The organism is Rhizobium sp. No.120 (assembly GCF_054558365.1).
This window is the reverse complement of record NZ_BAAJNQ010000015.1, coordinates 21,492-32,850: the sequence shown is the minus strand read 5'-3', so window position 1 is coordinate 32,850 and position 11,359 is coordinate 21,492. Positions and strand designations below refer to the sequence as shown.

The following is an 11,359-nucleotide window of genomic DNA, read 5'->3' as shown; positions in this document are numbered from 1 at the left end:
AAAGCGCTCAATTGGCGTCGAAGGTCGGCGTCAGGTCGATCTTGCTCCATTTCTCCGAGAGTTGCTTGATCGTGCCGTCCTTGGCCGCCTGCTTGATGGCATCATCGAATTTGGCCTTCAGATCGGTTTCGCCCTTGCGCATGCCGAGCGCGACTTCGGTTGCTAGCATCGCGCCCTTCACCAGCGGACCCGACATCATCAGATCGTCATTGCCGGGTTTGCCGAGCACGGAGGTTTCGTAAACACCGCTATCGAAACCGGCATCGATGCGCCCGGCCTTCAGATCGAGGTCACGTTCGCCGGAATTTTTGTAGGCGCGCACGGTGACATCGGATCCGAAATAGCTGTTGATCAGCTGCTCCTGGCTGGTCGATTGAACCACGCCAACGGTCTTCCCTTTGAGGGCCTTGCCGATTTCGGCCATCACAGGGTCGGCCTTGGCCTTGTCGTTCAGATTCAGCCGCTCGCCGGTCATCGGCAGAGAAGAGACCGGCCCATCCTTCACAAGCAGGAAGCTTGCAACGCCGCTTGCATAGGGCACGGTGAAATCGACCACCTGCTTACGCTTCTCGTTGATGCCGAGCGTCATCACCAGATCGAACTTGCCGGCATTGAGGCTCGGGATCATCGCATTCCATTCGCCGGCAATCAGTTCGCAATCGACCTTGGCGCGCTTACAGAGGTCATTGATGAGATCGACGTCAAAGCCGGCCAGCTTGCCGCTGGAATCCATGAGGTTCCAGGGCGGAAAAGCGCCTTCGATGCCGACCTTGACATGCGTCCAGTCCTTCGCGCCGGCCGCAAGCGGAGCTAGGAAAGCAATGGCGCCGAACAGGGCGGCAAACAGGTTTTTATTCTTCATTTTCAGTTCCCTCTTTTCGGCTTCGAAGTGCCGTTTGTTTAGTTTGAGATATGACTGCGTCAGTCCTCCAGGCCCGCATGCAATGCTGCGTTGGCTTCCCTCAGCACATGGGCGAGGCGATTTCTCACCTGACGGGCATGGACGGCGTAGAAAGCTGTCTCTGACGATGCCATAGGCAGCGCCGCCAGCGCTCGCAGCCCCTCCAGCGACGGCCAGGCCGGGTGCGGTAGGGCGGAATCATGATGGAAGCGCTCGCCGCTCGTATAGTTCAGCGGAACGAGATGGCGGCCGGCGCGCATGAGCGCAGTATTGATACGAGCCGCCTTGGCGGCAGACACCTCCTTCACCTCCAATATGGCTTTCGCATTGCCGCGCAGCTCGTCGATTGCGTTTGCAAGAACCGAGATGTCGATGCGGCCGGCGAGCTCTGTCTGCAGCTGAGCAACCTGTTTACCAAGCTCATCCGCATAAACGGTATAGTCCAATGGCAGGATCGGTGAGGTCAACAGGCGCCAGAGTATCTCCAGCACGATCTGTGTATCCCGGTGGAGATTGTCGGGATCGATATGTTCCACCGTGTCATGTGGGGTGTGCCACCACCAGCCGAGCGCCGTCAGCATTTTGACGGGACCGGGCGGCTGATGGCTGAGGCTTCCGAACATCGAGGGGATGCCGACACCCCAGAAGGATTGATCCGCGGCTCTGCCGTGGCGTCTGCCGGCATGCTTTTGCCCCGTCAGCCGCTCGATGACCTCGGCCGCCAGAGGCTTCAACTCGTCGATGACGCCGGAATTGGTGAGAATGGTCGCCCCCTCGCCGCCGGTGGAATCGACGTTGACATGAGCCACGCAACGGCGATCGAGCTCGTCAAAATATTCGTCGGCATACCAAGCCGAACCGGAGTAGCGTCCGTGTGAATGGCCGGACCAGAAGCAGACGCGCAAGCCGCGTTGCCAATCACTTGCCTGAAGGGCAAGCAAGCGTGCCGCCTCCAGCATCGTCGCGTTAGCACCGCCATTGTCCATGACACCGAAATGCCAGGTGTCGTGATGGCCCGAAAACAGCACGAAAGGCTCATTCTCACCCGCTGGCTGAAGCTCGGCAACAAGGAGCGGTGTCTTGCGCCATCCGGTGTCGACCTCTGCCATGAGCGTTGCGCGCACCTTTTCGCCGCGCGCCAGCCGTTCGCGCAGGCGCATGCCATCTTCCCTGGCGATGGTGCAGATCACCGTCTTCGGGAGTTGGGCCCGCGTATGTTGCGATGGGCTGCCCCAAACCGGCGACACGCACATTTCGTAGAGATGTTCGTTCGGACTCACATGAAGCTCGCCGCGAGCGCCGGCCACACTTGCGAGTGCGGCGACTTCTTCGGTGGCAATTCCGTCGACCAGAATGATTTTGCCGGCCACGTCCTTTCCGACGAAATCGGCTTCCGTCCCTTCGCCGACATAGACGAGGTCGCCGCTTATACCTCCTGCCCCACTCGAGATCGACATTGAATGAGTGATGCAACGAAGACTTTCGCCTTCGATCTCAACCTTTGCCGCGCCGGGCAGACTGATGAAGGCGTCATGCGACAGTAGCCGTGTGCGATACCCGTAACTGTCCATCTGCGCCTGAAGGTATTCAAAGCTCTCAAGCTCCTCCGGCGTTCCCGACAACTTCACCCGGCGGGCAAACTCGCGGATATGCACCATCAGCTGTTCACGGTCTGGCTGCAGGGCCAAGTCAGGCATAGGCCTTCTCCGGTAGCGGCGGCTCGACGTCATCGGGGATCGGGTTGACGAAAGGCGTCCCTTCAAGGCGCGCCTTGTGATCGGCCTTGGCTGCTTCGATCAATGCGGGATTACGGATGAGATCGGCGGCCGTGCTGGCCATCACTTTGGCGGCATGCTCGGTTCCCTTGTGAGCAGCCGGCAGCTTGCCTTGGGCGACCAGCTGCCAGGAATGGCCGGGCGTGCCGATGGCATAGGTCGCGCCGCGCATCTGCACTGTTGGCACCACCCAGCTCACAGTTCCGACATCGGTGGAGCCGACCAGTGTGCCATCGCCGGCGTTCAGCGGGAAAATCTCCTCGCAAAGCGGCTGGTCCTTCTTCGGTTTCAGCGCAAAGCGGCCGTAGGAGGCTGCGATATCCTCCGCATTAAAGGTCTGCTGGAACTTGCGGGCCATTTCCCGGTCCGCATCATCGAACTGTGGAGGGCCGAGCCGCTGCAGATGCGAGAACATGCATTCTTCGAGCGGCGTGTTGCCGACGAGATTGGCATCGCCGCTGATGATCTCGCTGCGAACAGTCGTCTCGGTCATCAGGGCCGCACCTTCGGCGACCTTCTTGACGCGGGCAACCAGAGACAGGAGCTCCGGCAAGGTTCTCGCGCGGACGAGATAGCGCACCGTGGCGCGTGCCTGCACGACGTTGGGCGCCGCGCCGCCCGCATCGGTGATGGCATAGTGGATGCGCGCGGTCGACGGCATGTGCTCGCGCATATAGTTGACGCCGACATTCATCAACTCCACCGCATCGAGGGCGCTGCGGCCGAGATGAGGCGTGGCGGAGGCATGCGAGGCGCGGCCTGAAAAATGGAAATTGATTTCGTTGCAGGCGAGCGAGATGGGATTGTTGACGCCGGCAAAGGCTGCCGGATGCCAGGAGATTGCGATATCGACATCGTCGAAAACACCGGCACGGACCATGAAGCCTTTGGAAGAGCCGCCTTCTTCGGCGGGACATCCATAATAGCGCACCCGCCCCTTCAAACCGTTCTCCGCAAGGAAATCCTTGACGGCAGCCGCAGCAAGCATCGATCCGGCACCGAGCATATTGTGACCGCAGCCATGACCATTGCCGCCGTCGACCAGCGGTCGCTCCTCGGCAATGCCAGCTTCCTGGCTCAGCCCCGGCAGAGCATCGAACTCGCCAAGGATCGCGATCACAGGGCCGCCCTCGCCCGCTTCCCCCATGACCGCCGTCGGCAAGCCGGCAATGCCGCGCTGAACGCGGAAACCTTCATTTTCCAGCAGGCGTGCATGCTCTTCGGCGGATTGGTACTCAAGGTAATTCGTCTCCGGAATGTCCCAGATCCGGTCGCTCAGCTCGAAGAAGGCCACGCGCTTTTTTTCGACAATATCCCAGACCGCATCGGAATTTTGCATGATTTACAAACCGCCTCATATAATGGTAATCAAATTGGCGCCAATTTATGCGCCAATTGGAATAACTACGCAAGAGAAAAGCATGAATATTTTTTCAGCACCGATATCGCGCTCGTTGTGGGCCAAAGAAGAGCTATGATAGTCATCGCCGAAACCGGGAGGCTGGGGAGAACTGCATGAATTCGCTGGAAGCCGAAGCGACAGCGCAAGCACAAGAGCCGCCAACGCCTGACGTGACCGAGCTCATCCTTCAGGATATTCTTGCCGGTCGACTCCCGCCCGGAACCTGGCTGAAGCAGATCGATCTCGAACGACGGTATAATTGTACACGGCCTGAAGTTCGACGGGCTCTCGACAGGCTGGTGCAGAAGCGGCTGGTGGAGCATATTCCCAATCGTGGCTATCACGTCCATGAGCAGGATGGACGCCGCGCCCAGGAGGTGAGCGACATTCGCATCATTCTTGAAGTCGCTGTCAGCGACCGTATCGTTGCGAATGCGAGCGCGGCAGATATTGCGAAGTTGCGGGTTCTTGCTTCACGCTTCGACGATCTGGTGCTGAACGGCACCATGCTTGAACTTTACGAAGCCAACCTCGCCTTCCACCGTCATTTGCTGGCTCTTGCCGGCAACCAAGAGCTCGTGGAGCTGATTACGGAAATTCGGCAGCGAACCTCGTCTGCCCCCGTCTCACAATGGCGAACACGCGCCCGCATCGAACAATCCGGCCGAGAACATCAGCAGATGGTGGACGCAATAGAAAGGCAAGATGTCGGTTACCTAATGGAACTGACGCGCAGGCACATTCTTCAGGCTTAACCGGTTTGGAATAGAAGGGTGCGGATTGGTGCTCTTGAAGGGCATCGAACCCGCGACCCCCGTAGTTCTAATCGGACGACAACCACGATTTATTGAATTTACGCTTAGCCATAGCCACGGCTTGCTTGAACAGACCCCTCGATTACCCAACCCCGACAGGCAGAGATCTCACATATGCAAGGTCCCAAGACCCTGACGATTGACGCGCAAATACTCGCTCAGCTCGCCCTTCACGATTTCTATGAATTCCATCATGTAGACGGGTTGTACGCGGCCACGTGGTATCAGCAGTGAAATCTGCGCCGGTTCCATGATACCTGGGCCAAGTGGTATCCACGCAAGCTTGCCTTCGGAGACTTCCTTTTCCACGCCAAGCAACGAGAGGAAAGCGATACCCAGGCCGGCTCGAACGAGAGCCTTGAGAATACCGGGCCGCTCCGCTCGAGCGACGATGCGGCCAGGAGCCTGCTCTCCCTCGAAAACATGCTTCAAACCGCTATGCCGGAGCCAGTCATGGCCAGGCGCAATGAGCGCCCATTCGGCAATATCGGCCTGCGTCGCAACCTCCTTTCTCGACAATGGATGATCTGGAGCGGTGATAATTCCGATCGGATCGATGATCGAATATGCTCTTTCGGCACGCACATGATCGCTGACATCATAGGCGAGCACGAGATCCGCCTCCTTTGCCAGAAGCTCGTTGGTGATGCGCTGGTTGTCGCCGGAGATAAGCGTATAACTCACATGCGGGAAAGTGGCCTGCAGTTTCATCATTGCGTTGGGTAACAGGTCCTCGGTAAAGGTCTCCGCGGCGGCGATGCGGATCGTGCCTCGCACACCGCCGCTGAGACTGCCAATCTCTTGCTTGACCAGTGCCACCTCCCTGCTCCAGCGCCGGATGTAGCTCAGAAGGACACCCCCCGCTGCTGTCGGACGAATACCACGCGGTAGTCGCTCGAAAAGTTCGACACCGATCTCCTGCTCGAGTTGGAGAAGCTGGCGGTTCATCGCCGAGGACGCGACGTTCAGACTTTCCGCCGCCTTACGGATGGAGCCATGCCGGATCGCGGCGTCGAAGTGAATAAGCGATGTCTTGAGAAGCGCCATGCCAACCTCCAAGCGAGCGAAATATTCGAGCAGAGAGCACCAATAAATCTGCTGGTGCAAGGCCATCCGACAGCCATATCATCGATATTACTGAAGAGAAGTCGATGAGGCGTCTTCAGCGATGCCACAAAATGGGCAGTGGATCATTTCAGGACAATCGCAACGCAGGGGATTGAAATGCTGATCAAACCCGTGGGGGAGGTTTTTTCCTCGATTGAACAGACGGTATCAGACATATCCCCACTGCGTGCCGCGATCGAGATCAGAAATGTGTCCATGTCCTTTCCCGGAAAGCGGGCAAGTGTCGAGGCGCTGGTCAGCGTCAACTTGAACATTCCTGAAAATCGCTTCATATCGATCATCGGTCGCAGTGGCTGCGGCAAGTCGACTTTACTCCGGATTATCAGCAATCTCCTTCCGCCAACAAAGGGTGAGGTATGCGTTCATGGCCTTTCCTCGGTCGAGTACCAGCGCCGCAAGAAATTCGGCTTCGTGTTTCAGGATGCCAGCCTCTTTGCCTGGAAGACGGTCTTCCAGAATGTAGAACTTCCTCTGGCCATCCTTGGTGCCGGATCTCCCGCTGAGCGTCGAGACAAGGTTCTTGATCTTCTTAATCTCGTCCATCTGGATGCCTTTGCCGATCATTATCCGGCCCAACTCTCCGGCGGCATGCGACAACGCGTGTCGATCGCACGCGCTTTGTCCTACGAGCCAGACATTCTGCTGATGGACGAGCCGTTCGGCGCGCTTGATGACCTAACGCGCAAGGAGATGCATGATGAATTGATCCGCATCTGGAACGCACGGGGTTTGACGGTCGTATTCGTTACGCATTCCCTCAGCGAGGCACTTTATCTTTCCGATCAGATCGTCGTCATGGCTCCCCGCCCCGGCCGGGTAAAATCGATCGTTTCCGTTCTCAATCCACGCGTCAGCGATCCCGCGTTGCGCGCCAGTCCGGAGTATGTGTCTCAAATGCGGGATCTGGAGGCATTGATCCATGAGCAATGATTCCGTCGCACCCTCCACGCAAATTGCCGTCGCCCGCGTTGTTTCACGCATCATCGATCTCGCACCGGCTATCGGACTGTTCGTTGCAATCGGGATCTTCTGGGAGGTCGCGGTCAGGGTCTTCTCCGTTCCGACCTATCTGCTGCCATCTCCCAGCGCCATCGGCGTGAAAATCTGGCAAGCACGTGACATGCTTTTGCAAAATCTAGCCTGGACCATGGCTGCTGCGGTTCTCGGCTTCATCATCGGCACGGCATTCGCAGTTTCGCTGGCTGCGCTATTCCTTTATTCCAGAGCCGCCGAACGGGCACTTTTTCCGTGGGCGATCACGTTGAAGGCAATCCCCATCCTTGCCATCGCTCCACTTCTCACCATCTGGCTCGGTTTCGGTTTACAGCCCAAAGTGGCGATCGCCGCAATCGCCTGCTTTTTCCCGACACTGGTCAACGCCGTAAAGGGATTGCGCACCGTCGATCGGCAAAGCCTGGAATTTCTTTCGGTCATCGGGGCGACAAAGGCGCAAGTCTTTCGTCATGCGCGGTTCTACGCCGCCCTTCCCTATATTTTCGCGGCCGCCAAGGTAAGCTCGAGTACCGCCGTTATCGGTGCCATCGTGGCGGAATTCACCGGCGCCAATTTTGGGATCGGCACGGTCATCGTCACGGCCGGTTACCAGCAGGATGCCGCCATGCTGTTTTCGGCGATCGTTGCGTCATCCGTCGCAACCATTCTCATGTTTTACCTGGTGGTCGTCGTCGAAAAAATCAGTCTGTTCTGGCCCGAAGCCAGCATGGACGCCTGAACCATTCACAACCTATTCGGAGACTTTGCAATGAGATCATGTGCATATGCCCTTTTTGCTGCCCTCATGCTGGCTCCCGTCATTGTTTCGGCGCCAGCTCTTGCGGCCGACAAGGTCTCGCTTCGCTTGCCGTGGCTCCTCAACGTGCAATCCGCCGGTTACGTGATGGCCCGCGAAAAAGGCTTCTACGCCGATGCCGGCCTCGACGTTGATATCATGCTAGGCGGGCCCAACCTGAATTCGACCGCTCTCGTGGCGTCAGGCGCCAATACGTTCGGAACGAATGATGTCGGGCAGATCCTGTTGGGGGATGCCAATGGCATGGACCTCGTCATGGTGGCGGCATGCTTCCAGCGGCATCCGGCCGGCGTGGTTTCCCTGGAGAAGAGCGACATCAAGAAACCCGCCGATCTGGTCGGCAAGACGCTCGCGTACAATGAAGGCGGTCCATGGGCACTGACCAAGGCGATGCTCGCCAAGGCTGGCGTACCGCTCGAGAAGATCAAACTCGTGGTGTCGCCGAGCGACCAGCTCCTGGTCAACGGCTCTGTCGACGCCAAAACCGGCTTCGTCATAAACGAGGCGGTCGCGCTCGACCTGCAGGGACACAAGACATCCACGCTACTGCCCTCCGATTTCGGTATCAGCACCTATGCCGAAGTAATCTTTGCAGCCCGCAAGACGGTCGACGGCAATCCGGATTTGGTCAAGCGTTTCGTGGCGGCCACGCAGAAAGGCTATGACTATGCCTACGCTCACAAGGACGAGGCCGTAAAGACCGTCGTCGGCCTCAACAACCAGCTCGATCCGGTACAGCAGGCCAAGCAGATGGAGCTGCAGGAAAGCTTCGTCTACACCGATTTCTCGCGCGCCAGGGGCGCTTGCGCCTTCGACGGCGCGGTGATCGGCGAGACCGAGAAAACGCTTCGGGAATTCGGCGATCTGAAGTCCGCGGTCGACGTCTCGAAGACCTATTCGACCGAATTCATCCCCCCGAAATAATTGCGCAGCTGAGGAGATAATCATGACGATCCAACACACGCCCATTCATCCTGGCGGCTTGCAAATGCACCTGAAGATCAGGCCCGGCGATGTTTCCCGCTACGTCCTGACCCCTGGCGACCCCGGCCGCGTGCCGGTCGTCGGAAGCTCCTGGGATTCCTATGAAGAGGTCGCCTATTTCCGTGAATACCGGACGGCGCGCGGCACACTCGATGGTGTCGACATTACCGCCTGCTCTCACGGCGTTGGCGGTCCTTCGACGGACATTGCTGTTGTGGAACTCTCGAATTGCGGAGCCGATACCTTCATCCGCGTCGGTTCCTGCGCAGCTCTTCAGCCGGAGATCGAGCCTGGCGACCTGGTCATCTCGACTGGCGCGCTCCGCCTTTCAGGCACCGTCGATGCCTATGTCGACAGATCCTATCCAGCGGTCGCCGATCATGAGGTGTTGATGGCGTTGATCCAGGCGGCCGAAGACATGGGCGAACGCTATCATGTGGGTCTCGCCGCCAGCGTCGACAGTTTCTACGCTGGTGAGGTCAATCCGATGCCGGGCGGTTTTCGCCAGTCGAAAATGGACCATGTCATCGATGACCTGCAGAAGGCCAAGGTCGCAAATTTCGAGATGGAAGCAGCCACCATATTCACGCTGGCACAATTGTTCGGGTTTCGCGGCGGGATGATATGCTCCGTGGGTGCCAACCGCATCACGCGCAAACGCGAGGATTCCGCCGATTCGATAAAAAGGTGTTGTGCCGTTGCCAGCCGCGCGGTGGTCATTCTCGCTGGCTGGGATGCGAAAAAAGCCGAAGCAGGCAAGAAACACTTCTTCCCGACGCTCCTGGCGAGAGCATGACGACGATGCGGAACCCGGAAACCCTTACACGGAACAGATCGCTCAAGGTCATTTTCGATACGGACCCTGGCGTCGATGATGCGACAGCGCTTCTGTTCCTTAACGCTTATCCCTATGTCACACTCCTTGGCGTTACCACCGTCTTCGGCAATGCCGACATCGATACGGTCACACGCAACGCTCTTTATCTCAAGAAACGTTTCGCCATTCCGGCACCGGTCGCGCGTGGCGCCGGCATCTCGCTTGCCGGCGAGACAAGCCTGCCGCCGGCTCATATCCATGGCCAGAACGGCATTGGAGACATTGTACTGGATGAGTCCCACCTCCCAGAGTTGGACCCGCGACCAGCGCACAGATTCATCATCGACACGGTGCGGGAAAATCCAGGTGAGGTCACGCTCCTGGCCGTCGGCCGATTGACAAATCTTGCACTGGCCCTGAGGGAGGCGCCCGATATCACCAGCCTCGTCAAGGACGTCGTCATCATGGGCGGTGCGTTTTCGCTCTCCGGACACAATGGAAACGTGACGCCGGTGGCCGAAGCAAACATCATCGGCGATCCTCTTGCGGCCGACGAGGTGTTCGGCGCGGCATGGCCTGTCACCGCAATTGGCCTCGATGTCACCCGACAGGTTGTGATGGGACCGGCAGAGCTCAATCGCCTGGCGGCGTATGGTGGCGAGGCAGGCCGCTTTATTGTCGAAATATCCAAAGGATACTGCGCGTTTCATGCGCAGTTCGGAATAGACGGCTACTACGTTCACGATGCTACCGCTGCCGTCTACCTGGTCGATCCATCCTTGTTCAAGGTGCGATCGGGGCCGATCCGCGTCGCAACGGAGGGAGTTGCGGTCGGGCAGACGATTCAACGCGACTGGGGAACCCTTTATCCACCCGGCGAATGGGATATGGCGCCCGACCAGAAGGTTGCAGTCAGCGTAGACGCCAATCGCGTGCTTGGCATGCTGCTTGGAACGCATATTCCCTGCCTTCTGGCATCGTGAGGAATGACACGCAATGGCTGTTCCGAGAGATGAAAACCTGCTTTTGAATGCACTTCTGGCCGCACTTGAGGACCATGTGCTGCCTCTGACACAGCAGGGCGTGTCGCGCGGCAACAAGATCTTCGGAGCCGCCTTGTTGCGAAAAGACGACTACTCCGTCGTACTGGCGGAAACGAACAATGAGATGGAAAGTCCGTTGTGGCATGGCGAGATCCATGCTCTCAAGCGGTTTTCCGAACAGCCGGCCGCAGAAAGACCGTCTCCGAAGGATCTGATCTTTCTGTCCACGCACGAACCTTGTCCCATGTGCCTTTCGGCAATCACCTGGGCGGGGTTCGACAACTTCTATTCATTCTTCACGCATGAAGATTCCCGCGACGCCTTCAGCATTCCGCACGACTTGAAGATTCTGAAGGAGGTTTTTGGACTGGCCCCTGGACAATACCGGCGCCAAAACGCCTTTTGGCATAGCCGGTTCATTCGCGACATGATCGCCGTTTCAGACGAAACGATGCGTTCGCATTTCGAAGAGCGCGCATCCGCAATAGCAGACAAATACGTTTCATTGTCGGCGCTCTGTCAGCAGGGCAAGCATCAAAACGCCATACCGCTGAACTGATGCACGGGCTGCGCCCTTCTATGCGCAAGAATAAGTTCACAGGCAGATTCCCGGTTCGAGCAGCCGGGTCCGCCGAGGACCAAGCCACCATAATATCATTCGAGGAAAGTGCATCGTCGCGGCAC

The 11,359-nt window shown here is 58.2% G+C and carries 11 protein-coding genes; 7 read left to right on the top strand and 4 right to left on the bottom strand.

Translation table 11 applies throughout. The features are described 5' to 3' along the window. Positions 1-7 precede the first annotated feature (7 nt). From ACYJRZ_RS27410 to ACYJRZ_RS27400, 3 genes are read right to left on the bottom strand one after another with little or no spacing between them, the layout of a single operon-like run. Positions 8-862, bottom strand: coding sequence for a transporter substrate-binding domain-containing protein (locus tag ACYJRZ_RS27410; protein ID WP_459463996.1), 855 nt, complete (start codon positions 860-862; stop codon positions 8-10). 59 nt (positions 863-921) lie between these two features. Then, complete coding sequence (locus ACYJRZ_RS27405) at positions 922-2,598, bottom strand: M28 family peptidase (RefSeq protein ID WP_459463994.1); 1,677 nt, start codon at positions 2,596-2,598, stop codon at positions 922-924. Continuing rightward, positions 2,591-4,015 (bottom strand): M20 family metallopeptidase, encoded by a 1,425-nt coding sequence (locus tag ACYJRZ_RS27400; RefSeq protein ID WP_459463992.1) that lies wholly within the window; start codon positions 4,013-4,015, stop codon positions 2,591-2,593. The genes ACYJRZ_RS27405 and ACYJRZ_RS27400 overlap by 8 nt, the downstream gene beginning before the upstream one ends. A gap of 176 nt (positions 4,016-4,191) precedes the next feature. On the opposite strand from ACYJRZ_RS27400, the gene ACYJRZ_RS27395 reads away from it, so the two are divergent. After that, positions 4,192-4,833 carry a GntR family transcriptional regulator gene (locus ACYJRZ_RS27395; RefSeq protein ID WP_459463990.1) on the top strand — a complete coding sequence of 214 codons (642 nt, stop codon included), beginning with the start codon at positions 4,192-4,194 and terminating at the stop codon, positions 4,831-4,833. Between the two features lie 168 nt (positions 4,834-5,001). Here ACYJRZ_RS27395 and ACYJRZ_RS27390 read toward each other — a convergent pair whose 3' ends face one another. After that, positions 5,002-5,940, bottom strand: coding sequence for a LysR family transcriptional regulator (locus ACYJRZ_RS27390; protein ID WP_459463988.1), 939 nt, complete (start codon positions 5,938-5,940; stop codon positions 5,002-5,004). A 177-nt stretch (positions 5,941-6,117) separates the two neighbouring features. Here ACYJRZ_RS27390 and ACYJRZ_RS27385 point away from each other — a divergent pair, with 177 nt between their 5' ends. From ACYJRZ_RS27385 to ACYJRZ_RS27360, 6 genes are read left to right on the top strand one after another with little or no spacing between them, the layout of a single operon-like run. Beyond that, positions 6,118-6,951, top strand: coding sequence for an ABC transporter ATP-binding protein (locus ACYJRZ_RS27385; protein WP_459463986.1), 834 nt, complete (start codon positions 6,118-6,120; stop codon positions 6,949-6,951). Next, on the top strand, positions 6,941-7,753 hold the full coding sequence (locus ACYJRZ_RS27380) for an ABC transporter permease (RefSeq protein ID WP_459463984.1): 813 nt from the start codon (positions 6,941-6,943) through the stop codon (positions 7,751-7,753). Before ACYJRZ_RS27385 ends, ACYJRZ_RS27380 begins: the two co-directional genes overlap by 11 nt. Before the next feature lie 30 nt (positions 7,754-7,783). Continuing rightward, a complete protein-coding gene (locus ACYJRZ_RS27375; protein WP_459463982.1) occupies positions 7,784-8,755 on the top strand; it encodes an ABC transporter substrate-binding protein in 972 nt (323 codons plus the stop codon). Between the two features lie 22 nt (positions 8,756-8,777). Continuing rightward, positions 8,778-9,611: a nucleoside phosphorylase gene (locus tag ACYJRZ_RS27370; RefSeq protein WP_459463980.1), complete on the top strand. Its 834-nt coding sequence runs from the start codon at positions 8,778-8,780 to the stop codon at positions 9,609-9,611. Beyond that, positions 9,608-10,615 (top strand): nucleoside hydrolase, encoded by a 1,008-nt coding sequence (locus ACYJRZ_RS27365; RefSeq protein ID WP_459463979.1) that lies wholly within the window; start codon positions 9,608-9,610, stop codon positions 10,613-10,615. The genes ACYJRZ_RS27370 and ACYJRZ_RS27365 overlap by 4 nt, the downstream gene beginning before the upstream one ends. A 13-nt stretch (positions 10,616-10,628) precedes the next feature. Beyond that, positions 10,629-11,234 carry a deaminase gene (locus ACYJRZ_RS27360; protein WP_459463977.1) on the top strand — a complete coding sequence of 202 codons (606 nt, stop codon included), beginning with the start codon at positions 10,629-10,631 and terminating at the stop codon, positions 11,232-11,234. The last annotated feature ends 125 nt before the right edge of the window (positions 11,235-11,359 follow it).

Bases quoted from the DNA above. Each gene is read 5' to 3' on its own strand.
- ACYJRZ_RS27410 (WP_459463996.1), bottom strand. From the start codon at position 862: ATGAAGAATAAAAACCTGTTTGCCGCCCTGTTCGGCGCCATTGCTTTC.
- ACYJRZ_RS27405 (WP_459463994.1), bottom strand. From the start codon at position 2,598: ATGCCTGACTTGGCCCTGCAGCCAGACCGTGAACAGCTGATGGTGCAT.
- ACYJRZ_RS27400 (WP_459463992.1), bottom strand. From the start codon at position 4,015: ATGCAAAATTCCGATGCGGTCTGGGATATTGTCGAAAAAAAGCGCGTG.
- ACYJRZ_RS27395 (WP_459463990.1), top strand. From the start codon at position 4,192: ATGAATTCGCTGGAAGCCGAAGCGACAGCGCAAGCACAAGAGCCGCCA.
- ACYJRZ_RS27390 (WP_459463988.1), bottom strand. From the start codon at position 5,940: ATGGCGCTTCTCAAGACATCGCTTATTCACTTCGACGCCGCGATCCGG.
- ACYJRZ_RS27385 (WP_459463986.1), top strand. From the start codon at position 6,118: ATGCTGATCAAACCCGTGGGGGAGGTTTTTTCCTCGATTGAACAGACG.
- ACYJRZ_RS27380 (WP_459463984.1), top strand. From the start codon at position 6,941: ATGAGCAATGATTCCGTCGCACCCTCCACGCAAATTGCCGTCGCCCGC.
- ACYJRZ_RS27375 (WP_459463982.1), top strand. From the start codon at position 7,784: ATGAGATCATGTGCATATGCCCTTTTTGCTGCCCTCATGCTGGCTCCC.
- ACYJRZ_RS27370 (WP_459463980.1), top strand. From the start codon at position 8,778: ATGACGATCCAACACACGCCCATTCATCCTGGCGGCTTGCAAATGCAC.
- ACYJRZ_RS27365 (WP_459463979.1), top strand. From the start codon at position 9,608: ATGACGACGATGCGGAACCCGGAAACCCTTACACGGAACAGATCGCTC.
- ACYJRZ_RS27360 (WP_459463977.1), top strand. From the start codon at position 10,629: ATGGCTGTTCCGAGAGATGAAAACCTGCTTTTGAATGCACTTCTGGCC.